Source organism: Labrys wisconsinensis, assembly GCF_030814995.1.
GTDB lineage: Bacteria > Pseudomonadota > Alphaproteobacteria > Rhizobiales > Labraceae > Labrys > Labrys wisconsinensis.
The window spans coordinates 21,198-46,408 of record NZ_JAUSVX010000006.1 but is presented as its reverse complement, the minus strand read 5'-3'; the positions used below and the strand labels follow the sequence as shown (position 1 = coordinate 46,408).

Sequence of the window (25,211 nt, the reverse complement as noted above, 5' to 3'; positions counted from 1 at the left end):
CCCGGCCGTTCCTTTCTCCAGTACCGGCCGGGGGGTCCCCTTTCATGCGCGTCCTCTCCTGCATCGCCACGGAGCACAATCCCTGGCTGGTGCTGCTCGCCGCCCTCACCTGCATCAGCGGCAGCTGGGTGGCGCTCGACCTGTTCCGGCGGGCCGACGAGCGGCGGGGCCTGCAGAAGAGCGGCTGGATCTTCCTGGCCGCGGTCGCGGCCGGCTCCTCGGTGTGGTGCACCCATTTCATCGCCATGCTCGCCTATGAGCCGAAGGCGCCGATCGCCTTCGATCCCTTGCTCACCATGGTGTCGCTGGTCATCGCCATCGTCGGCTGCGGCTACGGCTTCGCCGCCGCGCTGATGCGCATCCCGCCGCTGGCGCCGGAGCTCGGCGGCGGGGCGGTGGGCCTCGCCATCGCCCTGATGCACTATACCGGCATGATGGCCTACCGGGTCGACGGCGTCATCGCCTGGAACACGGACTATGTCGCCGCCTCGGTCGTCATCGCCGTGGTGCTCGGGGCGCTGGCCGTCGGCCAGGCGGTGCGCCGGCCGCTCGCGGGCTCGAAATATCTCGCGCTCGTCCTGTTCGTGCTCGCGGTGGTCGGCCTGCATTTCACCGCCATGGCGGCAGCCTCGGTGACGCCGATGGCGACAGGCCTCGCCGGAACCGATCCGGACGTGCTGCGGGCGATGGCGATCGCGGTGGCCGGGGTCGGCTTCATCATCGCGGCCACGGGCGTGGCCAGCTACCTCATCGACGCGCGCTCGAGCCTCGAATCCTACCAGCGGCTGCAGCACCTCGCCCATAACGACGCCCTCACCGGCCTGCCCAACCGCGTCAGCTTCGGCGATTGCCTGGAGAGCGAGATCGGCCGTGCCGCGGAGGAAGGCAGCAAGGTCGCGGTGCTCGGCATCGATCTCGACCGGTTCAAGGAGATCAACGACCTGCGCGGCCACCAGGCCGGCGACCAGGCGCTCAAGACCATCGCCCGCCGCCTGTCGCGCCAGCGCAAGGACGGCGAGTTCATCGCCCGGGTCGGCGGCGACGAGTTCGCCGCCATCAAGCGCTTCACCGACCAGAACGACCTGCTCGACTTCGTCGCGCGCCTGGAGACGACGCTGTTCGAGCCGGTGCGCCTCGACGACTTCGAGGCGGCCATGGGCGCCAGCATCGGCGTGGCGATCTATCCGGAGGACGGCGACAGCCAGGAACGGCTGATGAGCAACGCCGACCTCGCCATGTACCGCGCCAAGGCCGACGTGACGCGGGCGGTGTGCTTCTACGAATCGCGCATGGACGAAGCTTCGCGCGCCCGCCGCGCGCTGGCGCAGACCCTGCGCCGTGCCATCGAGCTCGACCAGCTGGAGCTGCACTACCAGGTGCAGACCTCGGTGGAGACGGGCGATGTGCGCGGCTACGAAGTGCTGCTGCGCTGGAACCATCCCGAGCGTGGCCAGGTGCCGCCCTCGGAGTTCATCCCGATCGCCGAGGAGAACGGCCTGATCCTGGCCATCGGCGAATGGGTGCTGCGCACCGCCTGCCGCCAGGCGGCCACCTGGGACACGCCGACCAAGATCGCCGTCAACCTGTCGCCGGTGCAGTTCGCCCATGCCGATCTCGCCCGGCTGATCCACGAGATCCTCATCGAGACGGGCCTGGCGCCGAGCCGGCTCGAGCTCGAGATCACCGAATCCACCATCATCGCCGACAAGACGCGCACGCTGCACATCCTGCGCCAGATCCGGGCGCTGGGCGTCACCATCGCCCTCGACGATTTCGGCACCGGCTATTCCTCGCTCGACACGCTGCGCTCCTTCCCCTTCGACAAGATCAAGCTCGACCGCTCCTTCATGAGCGAGGTCGAGCTCAGCCCGCAGGCCAAGGCGATCGTCCGCGCGGTGCTGACGCTCGGCAAGAGCCTCGACATCCCGGTGCTGGCCGAGGGCGTGGAGACCGACGACCAGCTCTCGATCCTGCGGGCCGAGCGCTGCGACGAGGCGCAAGGCTTCTTCCTCGGCCACCCCAAGCCGGTCGACCAGATCTTCCGGCACGGCAAGGACAGCGACGACAGGGCCGTGCCCTTCGCCGGCCGCGTGCCGCCGGCGCGGGTCGGGCGGCGGGTGATGGCCTGAGGGCCGGACGCTTCAGCCCTGCAGCTCGCTGTCCCAGTAGAGGTAGTCGACCCAGCTCTGGTGCAGGAAGCGCGGGGGATAGGCGCGGCTCTTGGCCAGGAGCTCCCAGGCCAGAGGCTTGCGCGGCGCCCGCCGCGGCCGCATGTCGAGCCGGTCGGCCTTCACCGTGTTGCAGGCGTCGCAAGCCGCGACGATGTTCTCCCAGCAGGTCCGCCCGCCCCTGGAGCGGGGCACCACGTGCTCGAACTGCAGATCCCGCGAAGCGAAGCCCTGGCCGCAATATTGGCAGGTGAAGTCGTCGCGCAGGAACAGGTTGTAGCGCGTGAACGGCACGTGCCGCTCGACCTTCTGGTAGGTGCGCAGCGCCACGACCGAGGGCAGCCGCATCTGCCGCGACGGGCTGCGGGCGACGGCGTCATATTCGGCGACGACGTTCACCGCCTCCCGCACCACGGCCTTCAGGGCGTCCTGCCAGGACAGCAGCGACAGCGGGAACACGCTCAGCGGACGGAAGTCGGCGTTGAGCACGAGCGCCGGATGGGCTTCGGTCATGACGGCTCCTCCTTCGAGCGGATCGGGCTGCGCCCCGGACGGGGAGCGGCGGCGGCGGCATGCGCATCGAGCCGGGTGCCCCGGCCGGATGCCAGTCACTCCAAAAGGCTCTTTGCGACGGCCCGATGACGGGGCGTACGCCGAAGCCGATCGGCAGATGGTCGTGCGGTGCAGGCTCGCTGCGGTCGCCTCCTTTCGCCGAGGCCGGAACGACGTCCGGCCCCTGCCGCGGGCGAGGCCCCGGACATCCCACGGATGCCGGCGCCTCGGGGCCTCGATTATTCCAGGCGAATCACCGGCTTGTCGAGCCGGGTGTCGAAACGGCGGCGCGGCGAGGCATCCCGGAACGTCGGGCGCGCCCGGTCGAGAACCGTTGGCTGGATATCCAAAGCAGGATGTTTCTTACGTGTCGCCGCCGGTCCGCTACGAAGCGTCGGTCGCGCTGGCGCGGACCAGGCCGCGCAGGGTCGGCGGTGCTCTCCGCGCCGACGCGGACACGATTCGCCAAGCTCGCACCATCGTCGACGATTTCCTTCAAGAAATCGGGGCGACGGAGATCGCGATCTCCAGCGAGACCGGTGAGAAGGCCATCGACGCAGCCATGACCGACGGCAAGGCGGTCGGCCACCCGGCCCCGCGGAGCTTGGCGGGCGTTCAGGCCCGGTAGAGCACGCGATAGCGCGGCTTGGCGCCGTTCGCGAGATAGACGCCGTCGAGATAGTGCACGGCGACGATGCGGTCGGCGCTGATGCCGTGGCCGGCGAGGGCGGCGTTCAGGGCCTCGACGGTGGCGTCGGTGATCAGCTCGTCGATGACGGCGGCATTGGAGGGATAACGGGCTGCTGCGGACATTGCGTTTCTCCTGATGGGTGAACGAAGGGCCGGCGCAAAGGCTTCGGCAGAGCGTCCCGCGCCGACCGATGGGCGGGCGCGGGCATCACGAGCTCCTTGGGGGAACGCGGGGACGGAATCCTTGTTCCGATCTCGCGGGCTCGATGCAGGACGCGTCGACGCGGCCCGTTCTACCGCGGGCGGCCGATCGATGGCGCGAGGCCCGGTGCGGATGGCGATCGTCCCGCTGCCGCGAGCGGTCGCCGCGCGATCGAGCCGGGATGGCCGGGTTGCGGAGAAAACCGACGCGGTCGACCGCCCTCAGGCGTGGCCGGCCTCGCTCGACAGCATGCCGGGCTCGATGCCGATCTTGCGTAGCGCCCGCTCGTATTTGGTATCGGTCTCGGGCCCGAAGATGATGTCGGGATCGGCGTCGCAATGGAGCCAGCCGTTGGCGTTGATCTCCTGCTCCAGCTGCCCGGCGCCCCAGCCGGCATAGCCGAGCGCCAGCAGCGCCTGCTCCGGCCCTTCGCCGAGCGCGATGCTGCGCAGGATGTCGAGCGTGGCGGTGAGGCAGATGTTGCTCTCGATCGGCAGCGAGGAATTGTCGATGAACACGTCGTTGGTGTGCAGCACGAAGCCGCGGCCGGACTCGACCGGGCCGCCGTTCAGCACCCGGATCGGCGTGCCGCGCGGCGCCTTGATGTCGGCGACCGAGCTGACCACGCCGAGCTGGTGCAGGAGCTCGTCGAAGCGGACGTTCTTGGCCGGCTGGTTGACGACGATTCCCATCGCGCCCTCGTCGGAATGGGCGCAGAGATAGATGACGCTGCGCGCAAACCGCTCGTCGCGCATGCTCGGCATGGCAACGAGGATCTTGCCGTCGAGAAAGCCGCTTGTCGCGACCGGGGAGGAGCGGAACCGGGAACCCATTGGGTGATCGTGACGCATGGACCTGTCTTTGTTAAGGCAAAAATATGGGGCGGCCGCCGCATCCGTCGAGGGGTGTTGCCTCCGTGCCGCGCGGCGCACGACCGGCTGTCACGCCTTCGTGGCTGGCGGGAGCACCCGGCCTGGGCTAAGCAGCCGCCGTCCGGCCCGGCCCGCCGCTCCGGGCCGGCGCCGCCTCGCAACGCCTGCATTCGGACGATTTTTGATGCAAATCCTGCGCCACTGCGCCGCCGCGGCGCTCCTTCTCTGCCTCTGCGAACCGGGCTCGGCCGGCGCCTCGCCCTGGTCGGCGACGACCGGTGCGGCCATCCGCCTCGTGCCGGGCTCCTCGACCCCGGGCGAGCGCAGCGCCGGGCTGGAGATCCGGCTCGACCCGGGCTGGAAGACCTATTGGCGCAACCCCGGCGACTCCGGCGTGCCGCCGGTGTTCGACTGGTCCGGCTCGGACAATGTCGCCGATGTGACGGTGCTCTGGCCGGCGCCGCAGCGCTTCGACGACGAGGACGGCGTCACCATCGGCTACAAGGCGGACACGGTGCTGCCCCTGAAGGTCGAGCCCAAGGATGCGACCAGGCCCGCGACCCTGTCGCTGGCGCTCGGCTACGCCGTCTGCAAGACCATCTGCGTGCCGGCCAAGGGCGAGGCCAGGCTGACGCTCGATCCCGCCATCCCGCCGGACGCGAGCGCGCAGGCCCTGCTGGCCACGGCGCAGGCGGCGGTGCCGCAGCCCCGGGCGCTCGGCGCGGCGGGCGCGCCGGCGGTGCTCGGCATCGCCGTGGACGGCTCGGCCAAGCCGCTGCGGCTGACCGTCACGGCCAGGGCCTCCTCCTCGGCGACGCTGTTCGTCGACGGCCCGCCGGACTGGTATCTGGCCGTGCCGCAGGCGGCCGGCGCCGATGCCGAGGGACGCCGCTTCACCCTGACGCTGGACGGATTGCCCAAATCCGCGGAGACTGCCGGCCAGGTGCTGCGCTTCACCCTGGTCGACGAGGCCGGGGCGATCGAAACGCCCTATACGCTGCCCTGACCCTTTACGCCGCCGCTCGCGGCGCCATATCGAAGCTGCCCATCCCACCACGGAGTTTCCCGATGACGATCAAGCCCGGCGATCGCCTGCCCGAGACCGCCTTCCGCGTGACGACGCCCGACGGCGTCGTCGTGCGCTCCACCGCCGACGTGTTCAACGGCCGCAAGGTCGTGCTGTTCGCGGTGCCCGGCGCCTTCACCCCGACCTGCCACAAGAACCATCTGCCGGGCTTCCTCACCGCGCGCGAGGAGATCCTGGCCAAGGGCGTCGACGCCATCGCCGTCACCGCGGTCAACGACCCCTTCGTGATGGACGCCTGGGCCAAGGCCACCGGCGCCGCCGGCAAGATCGAGTTCCTGGCCGACGGCAGCGGCGACTTCGCCAAGGCGATCGGCATGGATCTCGACGTCACCGCCCGCGGCCTCGGCCTGCGCTCGCAGCGCTACGCCATGGTCGTCGACGACGGCGTGGTGACGCTGATCAACAAGGAAGAGAACCCGAGCCAGGCCGACGTCTCCAGCGCCGCCACCCTGCTGCAGGCGCTGTAGGCGCGCGGCCAGGTCTGCTGGGCAGGGTCGGGAGAGCCTGCTCAGCGACGGGCCTTCAGATAGGGCGCCATGCCCTGGCGGGCGAGGAGGTCGGCCTCCTCGTTCAGGGGCTCGCCGGCATGGCCCTTGACCCAGTGCCAGGTGACGTCGTGGCGCTCGATGGCGGCGTCGAGACGCTTCCACAGGTCCTCGTTCTTCACCGGCTTCTTGTCGGCGGTGCGCCAGCCGTTGCGCTTCCAGCCGTGGATCCAGCTCAGGATGCCGTTGCGCAGGTACTGGCTGTCGGTGTGCAGGTCGACGGCGCAGCCGCGCGACAGCGCCTCCAGCCCCTCGATCGCGGCCAGGAGCTCCATGCGGTTGTTGGTGGTCTGCGCCTCGCCGCCGCAGAGCGTCTTCCTGTGCTCGCCCCAGATCAGGATCGCACCCCAGCCGCCCGGCCCCGGATTTCCCGAGCAGGCGCCGTCGGTGTAGAGCGTCAGCCGCCGTGCGTTCACGCGTCGAGCCCGTATTCGGCCGCGCCGGCGACGCGCTGGTGGAAACGCAGCTTCTTGAGGTACTCGACCGGGTCCTTGGGCTTGACCAGGGCGCCCGGCGGCACGTTGAGCCAGTCGACCAGGCGCGTCAGCAGGAAGCGCAGCGCCGCGCCGCGGGCGAGCACCGGCAGCGCCGCGATCTCGGCCTCCGACAGCGGCCGCACCGAGCGGTAGCCGGCCAGCAGGGCCCTGCCCTTGGTGGCGTTGTAGGCCTGGTCCGGCTCGAAGCACCAGGCGTTGAGGCAGATGGCGACGTCGTAGGCGAGGATGTCGGTGCAGGCGAAGTAGAAATCGATCAGGCCGGAGAAGCGGCCGCGCAGGAAGAAGACGTTGTCGGGAAAGAGATCGGCATGGATGGTGCCGACCGGCAGCTCCCCGGGCCAATGCGCCGCGTGGAAGGCGAGCTCCTCGCGCACCGCCGCATCCAGGCCCGGCTGCACGGTGTCGGCCCGGCCCTCGGCCTGCGCGAACAGCGGCCCCCAGCCGGGCACGCTGAGGGCATTGGGCCGGCGCCCGGCATAGTCGAGCGCGGCAAGATGCATCGCCGCCAGCGCCCGCCCGACGGCGGCGCAGTGCTCGACATGGGGGCGGCGGATCCACACGCCCTCCAGGAAGGTGATGATCGCCGCCGGACGCCCCGCCAGCTCGCCGAGCGCCGCCCCGTCGCGCCGGCGCACCGGCAGCGGGCAGCTGACGCCGCGGCCGGCGAGATGCTCCATCAGGTCGAGAAAGAAGGGCAGGTCCTCGCGGCGCACCCGCTTCTCGTAGAGCGTCAGGATGAAGGAGCCCTTCTCGGTGCGCAGGAGGTAGTTGGTGTTCTCCACGCCCTCGGCGATGCCCTTGCAGGCCAGCACCGCGCCGATGTCGTAGCCCGCAACGAAGCGGGTGAGCTCCTCGTCGGAGACTTCGGTATAGACGGCCATGCGCGGGTTCCGGACTGGGCGCCCCACTTAGCGGAGACGGGGAAGCGGCGTCAAACCTTGGCGGCGAGCACCGGCCGGGCGGCAGCGTCCTCGAGCCGCGCGGCCAGGGTCTCCGGCGCGTCGCGCACCTCCCGCGGCAGCGGGAAGAACACGCTCTCGTCCGCGGTGGACACGGTCTCGACGGCCAGGACATAGCGCTCGGCGAAGGCGTCGAGCACCTCCTCGACCAGCACCTCGGGCGCCGAGGCGCCGGCGGCGACGCCGAGCGAGGCGATGGCGCCGAACTCCGACCAGTCGATGTCGGCGGCGCGCTGCACCAGGCGCGAGACGGCGCAGCCCTGACGCTCGGCCACCTCGCGCAGGCGCAGGGAGTTCGAGGAGTTCGGGGCGCCGACGATGATCATCGCCTCGACCCGCGGCGCCACCGCCTTCACCGCCTGCTGGCGATTGGTGGTGGCGTAGCAGATATCCTCCTTGTGCGGGCCGACGATGGCGGGGAAGCGCTGCTTCAGAGCATCGACGATGCCGACGGTGTCGTCCACGGAGAGCGTGGTCTGGGTGATGAAGGCGAGCCGCTCGGGATCACGCGGGGTGAAGGCGGCGACATCCTCCAGCGTCTCGACCAGGCGCACCGCGCCTTCGGGAAGCTGGCCCATGGTGCCGACCACCTCGGGATGGCCGTGATGGCCGACCAGCACGATCTCGCGGCCGCGCCGCCAATGGATCTCCGCCTCGCGGTGCACCTTGGTCACCAGCGGGCAGGTGGCGTCGATGGTGAGGAGGTTGCGGGCGGCGGCCTCGGCCGGCACCGACTTGGCCACGCCATGGGCGGAGAAGATCACCGGCGCCGTGGTCTCGGGCACCTCGGCGAGCTCCTCCACGAAGACGGCGCCCTTCGCCTTCAGGGCCTCGACCACATATTTGTTGTGGACGATCTCGTGCCGCACATAGACCGGCGGCCCGTAGAGCTTCAATGCCCGCTCCACCGCGTCGATGGCGCGCACCACGCCGGCGCAGAAGCCGCGGGGGGTGCAGAGCAGGACGGTCAGGGTCGGCTTGGTCGCGATCATCGCCGCGGATATGGGGCCGAGCGGCAACAGGCGTCAAGATAGAGGCGTGCGACGGCTGGCCGGTTCGATTGCCCATGCTATAAGGCGGCATGCAGGAAGGCGCATGCTCGGGGCGCCATGCCGTCGCCGCGATGGTCGCGGATCGTGGCGCGGCGGCGCGGCCCGGTGATTCGCGGAAAGCCGGCCGCGTGCGGCCTTCCGCGATGGGACTTGGCGTCACGGAGTTGGGACATGGTCGGTGGGCGTATCGGCATCTGGGCCGCGCGGTGCATGGCGGCGGCAGCGCTGGCGGCGCTCGGAGGTTGCGGCGGCGGGAGCGGTGGTCCGAGCTGGTTCAGCGGCGTCTATGGTTCGGCCGCCGAGGAGCAGGCCCCCAACCCGAACATCACCCCCGGCGTCAACGGCGTGACCGTCACCTCGGCCGAATCGGCCAAGCCGGTGGTCGTCCCGGTGGACCCGGACGCCGAGTGCCCCGCCATCAACGTGCCGAGCGGCATGTCCTCCTATGCCTCCTATGCCGGAGCGGCTTCGCCCGACAATGTCCGCTACCAGCTGATCCTGTCCGACTACGCGCGGGAATGCTCGCTGGTCTCCGGCAGCTCGATCGCCATCAAGATCGGCATCCAGGGCCGCGTGCTCCTCGGCGAGAAGGGCTCGCCCGGCACCTATTCGGCCCCACTCACCGTCACCGTGCGCGACCGCGACGCGAAGACGGTCTACAGCAAGACCGTCCAGGTCTCGGCCTCGGTGGCGGGCGGCGACACGCAGGGCACCTTCAAGCTGATCGACAACGACATCCTCCTGCCGCTCTCGCTGCAGAAGCCCGTGCGCTATTACGAGATCCAGATCGGCTTCGGCGGCAACAAGCCGGCGGAGGCGGTGCGCAGGAAGCGCCGGGCCTGAGAGGCCGTTCGGAAACACCGGGAATTTTCTCGCGGGCGACGTCGCCTTGCGGGTTGACGACGCTGCGGCGCAGCACTAGCGTCGCCTCAGTCGTTTGATCCCCGCGGAAGAGACCGGTCCCCGAGACCGGCGCCGAAGGAGCAACCGCCCCGGAAACTCTCAGGCAACCGGACCGCGTGGGGGACGACACTCTGGAAAGCGGCACGGCGCGCAGGCGCCGGGCTCACCGACGGGCGTAAGCGGATGGCCAGGGTGCCCTTCCGCGAAATCTCTCAGGTACCGCGACAGAGGGGGCATTCGACCGGACGCAAGTCCGGCGGTGCAACCTGTCGTGGGAGCCGTGATGACAGAGCCCAGTTCGGGATCGGACGATCCCCTCCTCGAAACGCCGCTCCACGGCGCCCATGTCGCGCTCGGTGCCCGCATGGTGCCCTTCGCCGGCTATGCCATGCCGGTGCAGTACCCGAGCGGCATCATCGCCGAGCACACTCACACCCGCGCCGCCGCCGGCCTGTTCGACGTCTCCCACATGGGGCAGGCCTCGCTCCGGGCCGCGAACCACGCCGCCGTCGCCGCGGCGCTGGAAGCGCTGGTCCCCGCCGACATCCTCGGCCTGGCGCCGGGCCGCCAGCGCTATTCCCAGCTCCTCAACGCCGACGGCGGCATCCTCGACGACCTGATGGTGAGCCGCCCGGCCGACCCGGCCGCGGACGGCACGCTGGCGCTGGTGGTCAACGCGTCGCGCAAGGCGGCGGATTTCGCGCTGCTGCGCGAGAGGCTCGCCGGCAAGGCCGAGCTCCTCGTCCATGACGACAGGGCGCTGCTGGCGCTGCAGGGCCCCGAGGCCGCGGCCGTCATGGCGATGCACTGCCCGCCGGCCGCGGCGCTGCCCTTCATGGGTGTCGCCACCGCGACGATCGACGGCATCGCCGTCGGCCTCTCGCGCTCGGGCTATACCGGCGAGGACGGTTTCGAGATCTCGGTCGGCGCCGGCGAGGCCCGGGCGCTGTGGGACCGGCTCACCGCCGATCCGCGGGTCAGGCCGATCGGGCTTGGCGCGCGCGATTCGCTGCGGCTCGAGGCGGGCCTCTGCCTCTACGGCCACGACATCGACGAGACCACCTCGCCGGTGGAGGCGGGCCTGACCTGGTCGATCCAGAAGCGGCGGCGCGAGGCGGGGGGCTTTCCCGGCGCGGTGCTGGTCCGCCGCGAGCTCGAGGACGGCCCGGCGCGCCTGCGCATCGGCCTGAGGCCCGAGGGCCGCGCGCCGGTGCGCGAGGGCGCCGTGATCAAGAACAGTTTCGGCGACGTGGTCGGCAGCGTCACCTCGGGCGGCTTCGGCCCGAGCCTCGGCGCGCCGGTCGCCATGGGCTATGTCCTGCGCCGCTTCGCCGAGCCGGGAACGGCGCTCACCGTGGACCTGCGCGGCAAGGACGTGCCGGCCACGGTGGTGCCGCTGCCGTTCGTCCCCCACCGCTACAAGAAACCTTGAGGGAAGCCATGCCTGTCGTCAGATTTTCCAAGGACCACGAATATATCTCGGTGGACGGCGACGTCGCCACCGTGGGCATCACCGACTATGCCCAGTCGCAGCTCGGCGACGTGGTGTTCGTCGAGCTGCCGGCGACCGGCAAGGCGCTGAAGCAGGGCGACGAGGCGGCCGTGGTCGAATCGGTCAAGGCGGCGAGCGAGGTCTACGCCCCGGTGTCGGGCACGGTCGTCGCCGTGAACGAGACGCTGCCCGACGCGCCCTCCGCGGTCAACGAGGATCCGCTGGGCAAGGGCTGGTTCTTCCGCATCAAGCTCGCCAACCCGGCCGAGCTCGAGGGGCTGATGGACGAAGCCGCCTACAAGGCCCTGATCGGATGAGGCGCACCGGCGGGCGCACCGCCCGCCGGGCCCTGCTGCGACGAGGTTGAGCCCATGACCCACAGCTACAACGCCATCGTGCGCTGGCGGCGCAACGGCGCGGTGTTCACCGACAATCTCTATTCGCGCGCCCATGACTGGGAGTTCGACGGCGGCACCGTCGTGCCGGCCTCCTCCTCCCCCTCGATCGTGCGGCTGCCGATGTCGCGCGAGGAGGCCGTCGACCCGGAGGAGGCCTATGTCGCCGCCCTGTCGAGCTGCCACATGCTGTTCTTCCTGTCCTTCGCGCGCAAGCAGGGCTTCGTCATCGATTCCTATGTCGACGAGGCCCTCGGCGAGATGAGCCGCGACCCGCGCGGCAAGATGTGGGTGTCGCGCGTCACCCTGCGGCCGGCCCTGACCATCTCCGGCGCCAAGCACCCGACCGCCACCGAGATCGACGGCCTGCACCACCAGGCCCACGAGGAATGCTTCATCGCCAATTCGGTGAAGACCGAGATCGTGATCGTGCCCCCGCCGCCCATGTTCGTCTGACGAGGCCCCCGCATGCGCTATCTGCCCCTTTCCGATGCCGACCGCGGCGAGATGCTGGCCCGGATCGGCGTCGGCGACGTCGACGCCCTGTTCGCCGGCGTGCCGGCCGGCAAGCTCCTCGACGCCTTGCCCGACCTGCCGCGCGCCAAGAGCGAGCTCGAGGTCGAGCGGATCATGGCGAGCCTCGCCGCCCGCAACGTCTCCGCCGGCAGCGTGCCGTTCTTCGTCGGCGCCGGCGCCTACAAGCACCACGTGCCGGCGAGCGTCGACCATCTGATCCAGCGCTCGGAGTTCCTGACCTCCTACACGCCCTACCAGCCGGAGATCGCCCAGGGCACGCTGCAATATCTGTTCGAGTTCCAGACGCAGGTGGCGCTGCTGACCGGCATGGAGGTCGCCAACGCCTCGATGTATGACGGGTCGACCGGCACGGCCGAGGCGGTGCTGATGGCCCACCGCGTCACCAGGCGGCGCAAGGCGGTGCTCTCGGGCGGCCTGCATCCGCACTACCGCGACGTCGTCGAGACGGTGTCGCGCATGGCCGGCGATGAGGTGGTCGCCCTGCCGCCCGACGTGACCGCGGCGGAAGACCTCGCCGCCGCCATCGACGAGGACACGTCCTGCGTGGTGGTGCAGACCCCGGATGTGTTCGGCAATCTGCGCGACCTCACGGCACTGGCGGCCGCGGCCCAGCGCGCCGGCGCCCTGCTGATCGCCGTGTTCACCGAGGCGGTCTCGCTCGGCCTGCTGCGCCCGCCCGGCGCGATGGGCGCCGACATCGTGGTCGGCGAGGGCCAGTCGATCGGCAACGCGCTGAATTTCGGCGGGCCCTATGTCGGCCTGTTCGCCACGCGGCAGAAATTCGTGCGGCAGATGCCGGGGCGCCTCTGCGGCGAGACGGTGGACGCCGAAGGCCGGCGCGGCTTCGTGCTGACGCTTTCGACCCGCGAGCAGCATATCCGCCGCGACAAGGCCACCTCCAACATCTGCACCAATTCGGGCCTGTGCGTGCTGGCCTTCACCATCCACATGACGCTGCTCGGCGAGAAGGGGCTCAGGGCGCTGGCCCGGGTCAACCACGCCAACGCGGTGAAGCTCGCCGACGCGCTCGCCGGCGTGAAGGGCGTCGATGTGCTGCAGCAGGCCTTCTTCAACGAGTTCACCATCCGCGTGCCCGGGGATGCCGCCGCCGTCATCGAGGCCCTGGCGGCGCGGGGCGTGCTCGGCGGCGTGCCGGCGTCGCGCCTGATGCCGGGCGCCGGCCTCGACGACCTCATCCTGGTGGCCTCGACCGAGGTCAACACCGACGACGACCGCGCCGCCTATGCGGCTGCTTTGAAGGAGCTGCTGTGATGCTCAACCGTCAAGGCCGTCCCTCCGCCGCCGGCGAGGCCGCCGTCGCCGACCACCCCACCTTCACCGGCAACCGCGCCCTGATGATCGAGGAGCCGCTGCTGTTCGAGGTCGGCCGCCTCGATACGACCGGTGTCGACGTCGAGGCGCCCGGCGACGTGCCCTCCCGCCTCGGCGACCTGGAGCGCAGCGATCCGATCGGCCTGCCCGGCCTCTCCGAGCCGGAGACGATGCGCCACTATGTCAGGCTGTCGCAGAAGAATTTCGGCATCGATTCCGGGCTGTTCCCGCTCGGCTCCTGCACGATGAAGCACAATCCGCGCCTCAACGAGAAGGTGGCGCGGATGGCCGGCTTCGCCGACGCCCATCCCCTGCAGCCGGTCTCGACCGTGCCCGGGGCGCTCGCGGTGATCGAGCGGCTGGCGCATTATCTCAAGGAGCTCACCGGCATGCCGGCGGTGGCGATGACGCCCAAGGCCGGCGCCCATGGCGAGCTCTGCGGCATGATGGCGATCAAGAACGCCATCGCCGCCCGCGGCGAGGGCGCGGTGCGCACCGTCGTGCTGGTGCCCGACTCCGCCCACGGCACCAATCCCGCCACGGCGGCGCTGCTCGGCTTCTCCGTGCAGTCGATCCCGGTGCGGCCGGACGGCACGGTGGACGTGGCGACCATGCGCCAGGCGCTCGGCCCGCAGGTGGCGGCGATCATGCTGACCAACCCGAACACCTGCGGCCTGTTCGAGCGCGACATCGTCGAGATCGCCGAGGCGGTGCACGCGGCCGGAGCCTATTTCTACTGCGACGGCGCCAATTTCAACGCCATCGTCGGCAAGGTCCGGCCGGGCGACCTCGGCGTCGACGCCATGCACATCAACCTGCACAAGACCTTCTCCACCCCGCATGGCGGCGGCGGGCCGGGCGCCGGGCCGGTGGTGCTGTCGGCGCGGCTGGCGCCGCATGTGCCGCTGCCCTTCGTCCTCGCCGACCGGCTGATCGAGCAGGCCGCGGATGCGCCGGAGGGCGCGACGCCCTTCGGGCGCATGTGCGCCTTCCAGGGCCAGATGGGCATGTTCACCCGGGCGCTGACCTACATGCTCAGCCACGGCGCCGACGGCATGCGCCAGGCCTCGGAGGACGCGGTGCTCAGCGCCAACTATATCCGCGCCAGCCTCGGCGACCTGATGTCCCTGCCCTTCGGCGACCAGCCCTGCATGCACGAGGTGCTGTTCGACGACGCCTGGCTGAAGGACACCGGCATCACCACGCTCGACTTCGCCAAGGCGATGATCGACGAGGGCTATCACCCGATGACGGTGTATTTCCCGCTGGTCGTGCACGGGGCCATGCTGATCGAGCCGACCGAGAGCGAATCCAAGGCGTCCCTCGACCTCTTCGTCATGACGCTGCGCGACCTCGCCCTGGCGGCGAAGCGCGGCGACACCGAGCGCTTCGCCGGGGCGCCCTACCACGCCCCGCGCCGCCGCCTGGACGAGACCCGGGCGGCGCGCCAGCCGGTGCTGCGCTGGCGCGCACCCGAGCCGGTGCGCGAGCAGGAGGCGGCGGAGTAGCATCGACGGCAATCGCGATCGGGCGGAGCACGGCTTGCTGGACATCGCCGGGCAATTACTCAATAATTGTCCGGCACGCTCTGAGGAATCGAGTGCGGAATGCCGAATGCTCCCACGCAGATCGACACCGTCGACAGCAAGGCTGTCAGGAACCTCGTCGAGGCGAAGGCCATTGGCGGCGCGACGATCCTCGGACGACCCGGCGGTTGGGCCGTCCTGGTCCGCTACGGCACGGTGGAACGCGCGGTGGCGGCCCAGAAGTCACGAAGGATACGCCTGTGGCGCAATGTCAGCACGGCGATCTCTTATGTCCGCGACGAACTCGGCCTGTCCCGGTTCGAGATCGACACGCGCAGCCATGAAGCCAACCCGCAGGAACGCAGGCGTCCGGACCAGTCGGAGCGTCTGCGCCGGCAGCACGAAGCGGCAGCCTACGACGCCTGGTTCCGGGAGCAGGTCCAGGCCGGCCTCGATGCCGCCGATCGGCGAGATGTGCTCTCGCAGGAGGATATGGAGCTCTGGTTCGAGGAGAAGCGCTCAGAGCTTGATCGGCGGGCCGGCAAGACAGCCTCGTAATGCGCCTCGCCTGGACACGGCCATCCCGGAACGATCTTGAAGCAATTGCCGATCACATCGCGCAGGACAGCCCGGCGGCTGCACGCGACCAGCTCGACAAGGTCAAGGCCGCGGCCGGAATGTTGATTCGCCATCCGCAGCTTGGTCGCGCCGGACGGGTCCGCGGGACAAAAGAGCTGGTGATCGCACACACCCCCTACATCCTGATCTATCGGGTGACCGGCGAGATCGTCGATATCCTGCGCGTCCTGCACGCCGCCCGTCGGTGGCCGCCGAAGCCATAGGTCTTTCCTGCGCCGAGGACAGACCCGCATCGGCCGCCTGCCGTGTCTCGTCCGGAGGGATCGCAGGCCCTTTGGAGGCTTTTCCGTAAGAGCGGCCATGCCCGGCCCGGCCGGACTGCGCTCAGGCGCCGAGGTCGGCGGAGAGCGCGATCGCCTTCTGCGCATCCAGCTCAGCGAGCCGGGTCCGCAGGGCCTCTGCATGACCTGATGAAAATCAACCATGAATAGCAAGCCGATCCTCGCCGATCTCACAGCCCTTGCCGCCGTGGTCGCGCATCGCAGCTTCCGCAAGGCGGCGGACGAGCTCGGCCTGTCCCCGTCGACGCTCAGCCACATGATCGGCGCGCTGGAGCGGCGCATGGGTGCGCGGCTGCTCCATCGCACCACGCGGAGCGTCGCGCCGACCGAAGCCGGCGCGACGCTCGCCGCCCGCCTCGCCCCGCTGCTGCGCGACCTCGACGAGGCCCTGGCGGAGGTGGAGGACTGGGGCGGGCGGCCGAGCGGGACGTTGCGGATCAACGCGAGCGAGATCGTCGCCCGGCTGCTCCTGCGATCGGCGGTTCCGGTGTTCCTGCAGCGCTATCCGGAGATGGCGCTCGATCTCGTCACCGAGGGCAGGCTGGTCGACATCGTCGCGGAGGGCTTCGACGCCGGGATCCGGCTCGGCGAATCCGTGCCGCAGGACATGATCGCGGTGCGCTTCGGCGGCGACGCGCGGTTCGTGACCGTGGCCGCACCGACCTATCTCGCGCGGCACGGCACGCCGCGGACGCCGGACGACCTCATGCGTCACGTCTGCATCCGCCTGCGCCTGCCCAGCGGCAAGCTGTTCCGCTGGGAATTCGCCAGGCACGGCCAGGAGCAGACCGTCGACGTGCCCGGCGCCCTCACCCTCGACCACATGGAGCTGATGACCGAGGCGGCGGCCGCCGGCATGGGCATCGCCTATGTCGCCGACCGCTCGGCCCGGCCCCATGTGGACCGCGGCGCCCTTGCCATCGTCCTCGACGACTGGTGCCCCTGGATCCCCGGCCTCGCCCTGTACTATCCCGGCCATCGCCACGTGCCGCCGGGACTGAAGGCCTTCGTCGCGGTGCTGCGGGAGGTGGGGTAGGTGGCGGGCGCCCGCAGCGCCCGCCGCTGCTCCCGCCCCGACACATTCGCGTCGCATCGCTGTTTGCGCCGGTTCCAAAAACGTGGAAAAAGCGCCTGGCATCAAGCCAGTCGGGAGTGGACATGACCGAAGCCGCCGACCTCGGACCGCGCGAGGCCATGGAGTACGACGTCGTGGTGGTCGGCGGCGGCCCCTCCGGCCTGGCGGCGGCGATCCGGCTGAAGCAGATCAACCCCGAGATCAGCGTCGTCGTCGTCGAGAAGGGCTCCGAGGTCGGGGCCCACATCCTCTCCGGCGCGGTGATCGATCCCATCGGCCTCGACCGGCTGCTGCCGGACTGGCGGGAGGACCCGGCGCGGCCGCTGAAGACGGAGGTCACCGAGGACATCTTCTATTATCTCGGTCCGTCCGGATCGGTGCGGCTGCCGAATTTCGGCATGCCGAAGCTGATGTCGAACCACGGCAATTTCGTCGGCTCGCTCGGCAATGTCTGCCGCTACCTCGCGAGCCGGGCCGAGGCGCTCGGCGTCGAGATCTATCCGGGCTTTGCCGCCGCCGAGGTGCTCACCGACGACGCGGGCGCGGTGGTCGGCATCGCCACCGGCGACATGGGCATCGGCCGCGACGGCGAGCCCAAGGCCGGCTTCACCCGCGGCATGGAGCTGCGCGGCAAGTACACCCTGTTCGCCGAAGGCGCTCGCGGCAGCCTGACCAAGACGCTGGTGGCCCGCTTCGGGCTCGACGCCGGGCGCGAGCCGCAGAAATACGGCCTCGGCCTCAAGGAGCTCTGGCAGGTCGATCCGGCCAAGCACGCGCCGGGCCGGGTGCAGCACAGCTTCGGCTGGCCGCTCGACAACTCGACCGGCGGCGGCTCCTTCCTCTATCACCTGGAGGACAACCAGGTCGTCGTCGGCTTCGTGGTGCATCTCAACTACAAGAACCCGAACCTGTCGCCCTTCGACGAGTTCCAGCGCTTCAAGCACCATCCCGTGGTGGCGCGGACGCTGGAGGGCGGCAAGCGCATCGCCTATGGCGCGCGCGCCATCACCGAGGGCGGCTACCAGTCGGTGCCGAAGCTGACCTTCCCCGGCGGGGCGTTGGTCGGCTGCGCCGCCGGCTTCGTCAACGTGCCGCGCATCAAGGGCAGCCACAATGCGGTGCTGTCGGGCATGCTGGCGGCCGAGCACGTCGCGGCGGCCCTGGCGCAGGGCCGCGGGCATGACGAGGTGGCGGCCTACGAGGCGGCCTGGCGCGGCAGCGCCATCGGCCGCGACCTCGTCAAGGTGCGCAACGTCAAGCCGCTCTGGTCGAAGTTCGGCACGCTCGGCGGCGTGGTGCTGGGGGCGCTCGACATGCACCTCAACGAGAAGCTCGGCTTCTCCCTGTTCGGCACGCTGCGCCACGGCAAGCCGGACTATGCCACCTTGCAGCCGATCGCCGAGGCCAGGCCGATCGCCTATCCCAAGCCGGACGGCAAGCTCTCCTTCGACAAGCTGTCCTCGGTGTTCCTGTCCTCGACCAACCACGAGGAGGACCAGCCGATCCACCTGAAGCTGAAGGACCCGTCGCTCCCGATCGCCCAGAACCTGCCGCGCTACGGCGAGCCGGCCCGGCTCTACTGCCCGGCCGGGGTCTACGAGGTGGTCTATGGCGACGAGGCGGCCAGGAGCGATCCGCGCTTCGTCATCAACGCGCAGAACTGCGTGCACTGCAAGACCTGCGACATCAAGGACCCCGCCCAGAACATCGACTGGGTGACGCCGGAAGGCGGCGGCGGGCCGAACTATCCCAACATGTGAGGGGGCGGAAGGCTCTCGCGCCAGCGCGGACGCCGAGGCTGGGAGGAAGGGCGCGTTCGGTCGCGGGACCGCGGCTATCGTCGCGTGCGCGTGGATGGCCGGGACAAGCCCGGCCATGACGGTCGAGGATGAGGCGACGCTTTGTGATTTCTCCGCAACGGTCCCGTCATGGCCGGGCTTGTCCCGGCCATCCACGCGAACACAGGTGGCGGAGAGAAAGACATTGGCCGTCGGAAGCCTCAGTCCTCCTTGAACTCGCCCATGTGGTTCTGGGTGTAGAGTTGCAGGCCGAGCCGGTCGATCAGGTCGAGCTGGGTCTCGAGGAAGTCGATATGGCCTTCCTCGTCGGTCATGTTGGACTTGAACAGGTCGTGGGTGACGAAGTCCTTGATGGAGAAGCAGTAGTCGGCCGCTTCCTGGTACATCAGCCGTGCCTCGCGCTCGGCGGCGAGGTCGCACTCGATGATCTCCTTGACGGTCTGGCCGATGCGCAGGGGATCGAGGGTCTGCATGTTCGGGAAGCCCTCGAGGAACAGGATGCGGGTGGTGAGCTTGTCGGCGTGCTGCATCTCCTCGATCGACTCGGCGCGCCACTTCTTGGCCATTTCGAGCAGGCCCCAATTGTCGAAGATGCGGTAGTGCAGCCAGTACTGGTTGATCGCGGTCAACTCGCTGCGCAGCGCCCGGTTGAGATAGTCGATGACCTTCTTGTCGCCCTTCATGGCAAGCTCCCTGCGAAATCGGCGGCGCTACATTAGAATCTTTCCAAAAGAAGGCAAGCCCGGTTTGCGCGCCTCGCGCTCGCCCACCCCGCTGCCGGAAGCTGCCTGGACATGTCTGCACTTGCGCCTTGGACTGCGACGCTGTGCTGCACCCCCGAGGGGCGCCGCATGCCGGTGCCGGCCGCCGATCGGCTCGACTGCGGGAATGGCACGCCTTCTCCGGCCTGAACAAGCAGAATTGGCTCGCGCCGCAGATTAGCATCATTCCAAAGTACAGTTTTGATGAATTCCATTGTTTTGCCGAAGCATTGACAAGACGATCGCTGCCCTTCACATCGACGGCTGTCGAAGACAGTGCGTGAAGATCGATGATCGTCTGCTCCTGCCGCGTCCTCACCGACCAGGATTTCGCCAGCACGCTCGACAGCGAGCTGCCGGGCTGTCCGCGCTCGGCGGCGGAGGCCTATCGGTGCCTGGGCTGCGGGCCGGAATGCGGGCGCTGCCTGAAGACGGTGCGACGGATCCTGGCTGACGCTCGCGCCGCGGCGCGCTGCCACGACTGCGTCGAGGACTGCGCCCTGCGCGAGGCGATCGAGGCGCCGCTGCTCGACGCGGCGGAGTGACGCCGGAGCCTGGCCCTCATCGGGCGCCGCTTGTCCTGCGGCCGCAAAGCGGCCATTGTCGGGAGCGATGCTAAGCTTTGCCGGCCGCCCGCCATGGCCGCCGCCCGTTCCGGAGAACCGCCGTCCGTGATGCCTCTTCATCGCTCGCGCCTGATCGTCGCCCTGATGGCGGCGACCGTTATCGGCACCGCCGCCACGCCCGCAACCGCAGCCCGGCGCGTGATTCGGCCGGCCGACACCCTGTCCGTCACCGGCGGGTTCCTGGCGGGTCGCCTGGCGGCAAGCCTGCGCGACAACCAGTCCGCCTCCACCTTCTACCAGACCGCCCTGCGTGCCAGCCCGAACAATCTCGACCTGCTCGACCGCACCTTCCTGGCGATGCTCTCGGCCGGCGAGATGGATCGCAGCTTCCGCCTGGCGGAGCGCCTGGTCGCGGCCGACAAGCTGCACCGCATCGGCCGGCTGGCGCTCGGGGTCCGGGCGCTCAAGGCGCGCCAATACGTCTCGGCCCGCACCAATCTCGACCTCGCCGCGCAGAAGCCGGTGCTCGACCTGATCGCGCCGCTGCTCAGCGCCTGGACCTATGCCGGTGCCGGCGAGACCGCCAAGGGCATCGACGCGGTCGACAAGCTCAAGGGCGAGGACTGGTACACCGGCTTCCGCGACTTCTCCGCCGGCATGGCCCTCGATCTCGCCGGCGATCGCAAGAACGCCGTCCTGCGGCTCAAGGCGGCCGCCGACCGCGACCCCTCCGCCGTGCGCATCACCGAGGCCTATGCCCGGGCGCTGGCCCGCAACGGCCAGCGCGACGAAGCGCTGAAGGTGCTCAAGGCCTATGACGACAAGCTGCCGCGCCATCCCGCCATCCGGGCGCTGACCGCCGACATCCAGGCCAACAAGCCGATCGGCCCGACGGTGCGCACCGCCCAGGAAGGGGCGAGCGACATGCTGGTGGGCCTGGCCGCGCCGCTGGCCAAGCAGGGCGGCACCGACTATGCGCTGATCTTCTTCCAGCTCGCCCTCTACCTCAACCCCGACAACGCCTCGGCCCAGATCGGCCTCGCCGACCTCTACGAGGACCTGAAGCAGCCCGAGCGCGCCGTGGCGCTGCTGGAGCAGGTGCGCCCGACCAATCCGCTCAAGCGCAACGCCGAGATCGAGCTCGGCGGCGCGCTCGACCAGCTCGACAAGACCGACGAAGCGGTGAGCCATCTCAAGGAGCTGATCCGCAAGGATCCCAAGGATCTCGACGCGATCATCTCGCTCGGCGGCATCTATCAGGGCCGCAAGAAGTTCGCCGAGGCGGCGGACGCCTTCACCCAGGCCCTCGAGGTGATCGGCACGCCGACGCAGGCCAACTGGTCGACCTTCTATTTCCGCGGCGTCGCCTATGAGCGCACCAAGCAATGGCCGAAGGCCGAGGCCGATTTCAAGAAGGCGCTGGAGCTGTTCCCGGACCAGCCTTCGGTGCTCAACTATCTCGGCTATTCCTGGATCGACCAGGGCGTGCACCTCGACGAGGGGATGGCGATGATCCGCAAGGCCGTCGACCAGCGGCCCGACGACGGCTACATCGTCGACAGCCTGGGCTGGGCCTATTACAAGCTCGGCAAGTATGACGATGCGGTCAAACAGCTCGAGCGCGCGGTGACGCTGAAGCCGAGCGACCCGACGATCAACGACCACCTGGGCGACGCCTATTGGCGGGTCGGCCGCAAGCTCGAGGCGACCTTCCAGTGGCACCACGCCAAGGACGCCAATCCCGAGCGGGAAGACCTCGCCAAGATCGAGCTGAAGCTCAAGGAAGGCCTGAAGGACACGGCGCAAGCGGCGGATACGCCCAAGCCGGCGAGCGGCGGGTGAGCCTCGGTCCACTCACCGAGCGCGCACCAGCCAAGGTCAACCTCACCCTGCACGTGCTCGGCCGCCGCGCCGACGGCTACCATCTGCTCGACAGCCTCGTCGCCTTCGCGGCGCGGGGCGATACCCTGACGCTCGAGCCCGGCCCCGGCCTGTCGCTGCGCGTCACCGGCCCGACGGCGAAGGCCGCCGGCGAGGGCACCGACAATCTGGTGATCCGGGCGGCGCAGGCGCTGCTCGCCCGCCTGCCCGGCCTCGACACCGGACGCTTCCACCTGCTGAAGCGCCTGCCGGTGGCGGCCGGCATCGGCGGCGGCTCCTCGGATGCGGCGGCGGCGCTGCGGCTGCTCGCCCGCGCCAACCGCCTGGCGCCGGACGATCCGCATGTCGCCGCGGCGGCGCGCGAGGTCGGCGCCGACGTGCCGGTGTGCCTGGAGGCCCGCACCCGACTGATGGGCGGGGCCGGTGAGACCCTGTTCCCGCCGCTCGCCCTGCCGCGCCTGCCGACCGTGCTGGTCAACCCGCGCGTGCCGGCGCCGACCGCCGCCGTGTTCCGGGCGCTGGGCCTCCAGCCGGGCGCGACCATCGCCGCCGCCCGCCAGGCCTTTGCCGAGGGCCTGACGCGCCGCGACCTGATCGCTGTGCTGCGCGAGGCCCGCAACGACCTGGAGGCGCCGGCCATCGCGGTTGCGCCTGTCGTGCGCGAGGCGATCGACCTGATCGGAGCGCAGCCGACCTGCCGCCTGGCGCGCATGTCGGGCTCCGGCGCCACCGTGTTCGGCCTGTTCGACAGCTGCCGCGCCGCGGCCGCCGCCGCCCGGGCGCTCCGGGCCGCCCGGCCCGGCTGGTGGGTGGCGACGACGATGGTGGGCTGAGCCGGCTCCCTCCCCCTCAGCGCCCCAGCATGTTGGCCGCGACGGTGCGCAGATGCGCCTGCATGGCGGCCCGGGCCGCCTCGGGATCCCTGGCACGGACGGCCTCCACCACCAGGGCATGCTCGCGGCAATAGATCGTCCGCCGCTCCTCCGAGAAGGAGCGCTTCTTCATCTCGTACCAGGGGCTCTGGTTGCGCAGGAGCCGCAGCAGATTGTGGATCTCGCGCAGCAGGTCGTTGCGCGAGCAGGCGAAGATGCGGTGATGGAGCTCCGCGTCCCATTGCTCGAAGCGTGGCATGTCGGTGGCGGCGCAGGCGCTGCGGTGCGCCTCCTCCACGGCGAGGATTTCCGCGACGCTGGCATTGGTGGCGGCGAAAGCGGCGGCCGAAGGCTCCAGCAGGAGGCGGATCTCCATCATGTCGGCCGGGCTCGCCCCCTCCATGCGCGCCACGGCGGCGGCGAGCGAGGGCGCGCCGTCCGGCCGCACGAAGGTGCCGCGGCCGACCTCGCGGCTGACGGCGCCGTCCTCCTCGAGCAGCTGCATGGCGCGGCGCACGGTGTTGCGCGCCACCCCGAAATCGGCGGCGAGGTCGCGCTCCGGCGGCACGCGGCGCCCGTCGGCCCATTCTCCGGCCTCGATGCGCCGTCTCAGGCTGCGGGCGATGTCGGCGGCGACGAGGCGGGGCATGCCGGAACGTCCCTGTCTGATCCGATTATGAGCCAATTACCACCGCAAGTCAGATTGGTCCAGAAAAAGAGCGAAATTTCCCCCATTTTCCCGATTGCGGCCCCGCCGGGATTGAGCCAATATCGAAAGGTACTGAACCAATAATCACAAGATGGTTCAAATCGACCGGGGAGGAAGGCATGCGCGTGGCCACGTTCTCGATCGGCGGCGAGCGACGGGTCGGCGAGGTCGACCTCGAACGCGGCATCATCCTGCCGTTCGACCTGCCGCCCTCGCAGGCCGAGGCGGGCATCCCAGCCCTGATCGGACGGCGCGAGGTGCCGGCCCGGCTCTCGCCGGTGGCGCTGGAGCGCGTCGAGATCGAGGCGCCGATCCCGCGGCCGCGGCGCAACATCTTCTGCATCGGCAAGAACTATCACGAGCACGCCCACGAGTTCGCCCGCAGCGGCTTCGATTCCAGCGCTGCCGCCGGCGCCGTGCCGAAGGCGCCGATCATCTTCTCCAAGGTGCCGGAGACCGTGGTGCCCTCCGCGGCCCCGGTGCTGATCGACCCCGCCGTCTCCAGCGCCATCGACTACGAGGCCGAGCTCGCCGTGATCATCGGCCGGCCGGGCCGCGGCATCCGGCCGGAGGACGCCTTCGCGCATGTCTGGGGCTACACCATCGTCAACGACGTGACGGCGCGCGACCTGCAGGGCCGCTATTCGCAATGGCTGGTCGGCAAATCGCAGGACACGTTCTGCCCGATGGGCCCCTGGGCGGTGACGCGCGAGGCGATCGACATCGCCGACACCGGCATCCGCTCCTACGTCAATGGCGACCTGCGCCAGGATTCGAACACGAAGCTGCTGATCTTCGACATCCCCACCATCATCGCCACCATCTCGGCCGGCCTCACCCTGCTGCCCGGCGACGTCATCGCCACCGGCACGCCGGCCGGGGTCGGCATCGGCTTCGACCCGCCGCGCTATCTCAAGGCCGGCGACGTGGTGCGCATCGAGATCGACGGCATCGGCGTGCTGGAGAACCGCTTCGAGGAAGCCAGGCCATGAGCACGGTCCAGGTCGGGCGCATGGCGGTGGAGGTCACCGGCGAGGGGTTTCCGGTGGTGATGGTGCACGGCCTCGGCGGCACCTCCAACGGCTTCCAGCCGCAGATGCCGGCCCTGGAAGGCTATCGCGTGCTGCGGCCGGACCTGCCGGGCGCCGGCCGCTCGCCGGTGCCGCACGAGGAGATCTCCATCGAATGGCTCGCCGCCGGCCTCGTCGCGGCGCTGCGCACGCTCGGCGTGGGGCGCGCCCACTTCGTCGGCCATTCCATGGGCACGATCCTGTGCCAGCGCATCGCGGCGGACGAGCCGGGGCTGGTGGCCTCCCTCACGCTGTTCGGCGCCATCATCGAGCCCCCGGACGGGGCGCGGACCGGCCTCGCCGCCCGGGCGCGGACGGCGCGCGCCGAAGGCATGGACGGCATCGCCGACCAGATCGTCGCCAACACCCTCTCCGCCGCGACCTGCGGCAGCCAGCCGACCACCGTCGCCCTGGTGCGCGAATTGATCATGCGACAGGACCCGCAGGGCTATGCCCGCCACTGCGAGGCGCTCGGCAAGGCGCGGGCCGTCGACGCCCGGCTGATATCGGCCCCGACGCTGCTCATCACCGGCGATGCCGATCCGGTGGCCCCGCCCGGCATGGCGCAGATGCTGGCCGACCGGATCAAGGGCGCCAGCCTCTCCCTCATCGACCGCTGCGGCCACTGGGCCATGCTGGAGCGGCCGGCCGAGTGCAACGAAAAGATGGCCAACTTCCTGAAACGCGTCCCATAATGAGCCAGCCGAGAAGGCCGCCCGCATCGCGGAGACGGCCCGGGCCGAGGAAAC

27 protein-coding genes and 1 riboswitch are annotated in these 25,211 nt (G+C 70.1%); of the genes, 19 read left to right on the top strand and 8 right to left on the bottom strand.

Translation table 11 applies throughout. The features are described 5' to 3' along the window. The first annotated feature begins 44 nt into the window (after window positions 1-44). Window positions 45-2,129 (top strand): putative bifunctional diguanylate cyclase/phosphodiesterase, encoded by a 2,085-nt coding sequence (locus QO011_RS16995; RefSeq protein ID WP_307274346.1) that lies wholly within the window; start codon window positions 45-47, stop codon window positions 2,127-2,129. Window positions 2,130-2,141: 12 nt separating this feature from the next. Here the strand turns inward: QO011_RS16995 and QO011_RS16990 are convergent, their stop codons facing one another. Then, window positions 2,142-2,681 (bottom strand): HNH endonuclease, encoded by a 540-nt coding sequence (locus tag QO011_RS16990; RefSeq protein ID WP_307274345.1) that lies wholly within the window; start codon window positions 2,679-2,681, stop codon window positions 2,142-2,144. 406 nt (window positions 2,682-3,087) lie between these two features. Between QO011_RS16990 and QO011_RS16985 the strand changes: the two genes are divergently transcribed. Then, window positions 3,088-3,348, top strand: coding sequence for a hypothetical protein (locus tag QO011_RS16985; protein WP_307274343.1), 261 nt, complete (start codon window positions 3,088-3,090; stop codon window positions 3,346-3,348). Here QO011_RS16985 and QO011_RS16980 read toward each other — a convergent pair. Together QO011_RS16980 and QO011_RS16975 are read right to left on the bottom strand one after the other, a co-directional pair. Then, complete coding sequence (locus tag QO011_RS16980) at window positions 3,336-3,533, bottom strand: hypothetical protein (RefSeq protein WP_307274340.1); 198 nt, start codon at window positions 3,531-3,533, stop codon at window positions 3,336-3,338. The two genes, QO011_RS16985 and QO011_RS16980, sit on opposite strands and share 13 nt — an antisense overlap. A 300-nt stretch (window positions 3,534-3,833) precedes the next feature. Next, window positions 3,834-4,445, bottom strand: a complete 612-nt coding sequence (locus QO011_RS16975) for a YqgE/AlgH family protein (protein ID WP_307274338.1) — start codon at window positions 4,443-4,445, stop codon at window positions 3,834-3,836. Window positions 4,446-4,668: 223 nt separating this feature from the next. Here QO011_RS16975 and QO011_RS16970 point away from each other — a divergent pair, with 223 nt between their 5' ends. Both QO011_RS16970 and QO011_RS16965 read left to right on the top strand, forming a co-directional pair. Further along, window positions 4,669-5,490 carry a protein-disulfide reductase DsbD domain-containing protein gene (locus QO011_RS16970; protein ID WP_307274336.1) on the top strand — a complete coding sequence of 274 codons (822 nt, stop codon included), beginning with the start codon at window positions 4,669-4,671 and terminating at the stop codon, window positions 5,488-5,490. A gap of 62 nt (window positions 5,491-5,552) precedes the next feature. Next, complete coding sequence (locus QO011_RS16965; RefSeq protein ID WP_307274334.1) at window positions 5,553-6,038, top strand: peroxiredoxin; 486 nt, start codon at window positions 5,553-5,555, stop codon at window positions 6,036-6,038. A gap of 41 nt (window positions 6,039-6,079) precedes the next feature. Here the strand turns inward: QO011_RS16965 and rnhA are convergent, their stop codons facing one another. From rnhA to ispH, 3 genes are read right to left on the bottom strand one after another with little or no spacing between them, the layout of a single operon-like run. Beyond that, on the bottom strand, window positions 6,080-6,532 hold the full coding sequence (rnhA, locus tag QO011_RS16960; protein ID WP_307274332.1) for a ribonuclease HI: 453 nt from the start codon (window positions 6,530-6,532) through the stop codon (window positions 6,080-6,082). Then, complete coding sequence (locus QO011_RS16955; protein WP_307274331.1) at window positions 6,529-7,494, bottom strand: homoserine kinase; 966 nt, start codon at window positions 7,492-7,494, stop codon at window positions 6,529-6,531. The genes rnhA and QO011_RS16955 overlap by 4 nt, the downstream gene beginning before the upstream one ends. Window positions 7,495-7,544: 50 nt before the next feature. Continuing rightward, window positions 7,545-8,561, bottom strand: a complete 1,017-nt coding sequence (gene ispH / locus QO011_RS16950) for a 4-hydroxy-3-methylbut-2-enyl diphosphate reductase (RefSeq protein WP_307274921.1) — start codon at window positions 8,559-8,561, stop codon at window positions 7,545-7,547. Window positions 8,562-8,795: 234 nt separating this feature from the next. On the opposite strand from ispH, the gene QO011_RS16945 reads away from it, so the two are divergent. From QO011_RS16945 to QO011_RS16900, 10 genes are all read left to right on the top strand, one after another. Continuing rightward, entirely contained in the window at window positions 8,796-9,467 is a 672-nt protein-coding gene (locus QO011_RS16945) for a hypothetical protein (protein WP_307274329.1), read from the top strand. A 94-nt stretch (window positions 9,468-9,561) separates the two neighbouring features. Further along, window positions 9,562-9,652: riboswitch (glycine riboswitch) on the top strand. 158 nt (window positions 9,653-9,810) lie between these two features. Next, window positions 9,811-10,959 carry a glycine cleavage system aminomethyltransferase GcvT gene (gcvT, locus tag QO011_RS16940; RefSeq protein ID WP_307274327.1) on the top strand — a complete coding sequence of 383 codons (1,149 nt, stop codon included), beginning with the start codon at window positions 9,811-9,813 and terminating at the stop codon, window positions 10,957-10,959. A gap of 8 nt (window positions 10,960-10,967) precedes the next feature. Further along, a complete protein-coding gene (gene gcvH / locus QO011_RS16935) occupies window positions 10,968-11,336 on the top strand; it encodes a glycine cleavage system protein GcvH (RefSeq protein ID WP_307274326.1) in 369 nt (122 codons plus the stop codon). A 54-nt stretch (window positions 11,337-11,390) separates the two neighbouring features. Next, entirely contained in the window at window positions 11,391-11,870 is a 480-nt protein-coding gene (locus QO011_RS16930) for an OsmC family protein (RefSeq protein WP_307274324.1), read from the top strand. A gap of 12 nt (window positions 11,871-11,882) precedes the next feature. After that, complete coding sequence (gene gcvPA / locus QO011_RS16925; RefSeq protein WP_307274322.1) at window positions 11,883-13,223, top strand: aminomethyl-transferring glycine dehydrogenase subunit GcvPA; 1,341 nt, start codon at window positions 11,883-11,885, stop codon at window positions 13,221-13,223. Continuing rightward, a complete protein-coding gene (gene gcvPB / locus QO011_RS16920; RefSeq protein ID WP_307274320.1) occupies window positions 13,223-14,791 on the top strand; it encodes an aminomethyl-transferring glycine dehydrogenase subunit GcvPB in 1,569 nt (522 codons plus the stop codon). Before gcvPA ends, gcvPB begins: the two co-directional genes overlap by 1 nt. Window positions 14,792-14,890: 99 nt before the next feature. Next, window positions 14,891-15,367 carry a hypothetical protein gene (locus QO011_RS16915; protein WP_307274318.1) on the top strand — a complete coding sequence of 159 codons (477 nt, stop codon included), beginning with the start codon at window positions 14,891-14,893 and terminating at the stop codon, window positions 15,365-15,367. Next, a complete protein-coding gene (locus QO011_RS16910) occupies window positions 15,367-15,651 on the top strand; it encodes a type II toxin-antitoxin system RelE/ParE family toxin (protein ID WP_307274317.1) in 285 nt (94 codons plus the stop codon). The genes QO011_RS16915 and QO011_RS16910 overlap by 1 nt, the downstream gene beginning before the upstream one ends. 220 nt (window positions 15,652-15,871) lie before the next feature. Continuing rightward, window positions 15,872-16,765, top strand: a complete 894-nt coding sequence (locus QO011_RS16905; protein WP_307274315.1) for a LysR family transcriptional regulator — start codon at window positions 15,872-15,874, stop codon at window positions 16,763-16,765. A gap of 122 nt (window positions 16,766-16,887) precedes the next feature. After that, window positions 16,888-18,564 carry an electron transfer flavoprotein-ubiquinone oxidoreductase gene (locus tag QO011_RS16900; protein ID WP_307274313.1) on the top strand — a complete coding sequence of 559 codons (1,677 nt, stop codon included), beginning with the start codon at window positions 16,888-16,890 and terminating at the stop codon, window positions 18,562-18,564. 239 nt (window positions 18,565-18,803) lie between these two features. On the opposite strand, the gene bfr is transcribed toward QO011_RS16900, so the two are convergent. Then, on the bottom strand, window positions 18,804-19,286 hold the full coding sequence (gene bfr, locus QO011_RS16895) for a bacterioferritin (protein ID WP_307274312.1): 483 nt from the start codon (window positions 19,284-19,286) through the stop codon (window positions 18,804-18,806). A 368-nt stretch (window positions 19,287-19,654) separates the two neighbouring features. On the opposite strand from bfr, the gene QO011_RS16890 reads away from it, so the two are divergent. The 3 genes from QO011_RS16890 to QO011_RS16880 all read left to right on the top strand — a co-directional run bounded on the left by QO011_RS16890 (window position 19,655) and on the right by QO011_RS16880 (window position 22,644). Beyond that, complete coding sequence (locus QO011_RS16890) at window positions 19,655-19,909, top strand: (2Fe-2S)-binding protein (protein WP_307274310.1); 255 nt, start codon at window positions 19,655-19,657, stop codon at window positions 19,907-19,909. Between the two features lie 129 nt (window positions 19,910-20,038). Beyond that, window positions 20,039-21,772 carry a tetratricopeptide repeat protein gene (locus QO011_RS16885; RefSeq protein ID WP_307274308.1) on the top strand — a complete coding sequence of 578 codons (1,734 nt, stop codon included), beginning with the start codon at window positions 20,039-20,041 and terminating at the stop codon, window positions 21,770-21,772. Continuing rightward, a complete protein-coding gene (locus QO011_RS16880; RefSeq protein WP_307274306.1) occupies window positions 21,769-22,644 on the top strand; it encodes a 4-(cytidine 5'-diphospho)-2-C-methyl-D-erythritol kinase in 876 nt (291 codons plus the stop codon). Before QO011_RS16885 ends, QO011_RS16880 begins: the two co-directional genes overlap by 4 nt. Window positions 22,645-22,660: 16 nt before the next feature. Here QO011_RS16880 and QO011_RS16875 read toward each other — a convergent pair whose 3' ends face one another. Beyond that, window positions 22,661-23,332, bottom strand: a complete 672-nt coding sequence (locus QO011_RS16875) for a FadR/GntR family transcriptional regulator (RefSeq protein WP_307274304.1) — start codon at window positions 23,330-23,332, stop codon at window positions 22,661-22,663. Between the two features lie 179 nt (window positions 23,333-23,511). On the opposite strand from QO011_RS16875, the gene QO011_RS16870 reads away from it, so the two are divergent. Both QO011_RS16870 and QO011_RS16865 read left to right on the top strand, forming a co-directional pair. Beyond that, on the top strand, window positions 23,512-24,384 hold the full coding sequence (locus QO011_RS16870) for a fumarylacetoacetate hydrolase family protein (RefSeq protein WP_307274302.1): 873 nt from the start codon (window positions 23,512-23,514) through the stop codon (window positions 24,382-24,384). Further along, a complete protein-coding gene (locus tag QO011_RS16865) occupies window positions 24,381-25,157 on the top strand; it encodes an alpha/beta fold hydrolase (protein ID WP_307274300.1) in 777 nt (258 codons plus the stop codon). Before QO011_RS16870 ends, QO011_RS16865 begins: the two co-directional genes overlap by 4 nt. Window positions 25,158-25,211: the final 54 nt, after the last annotated feature.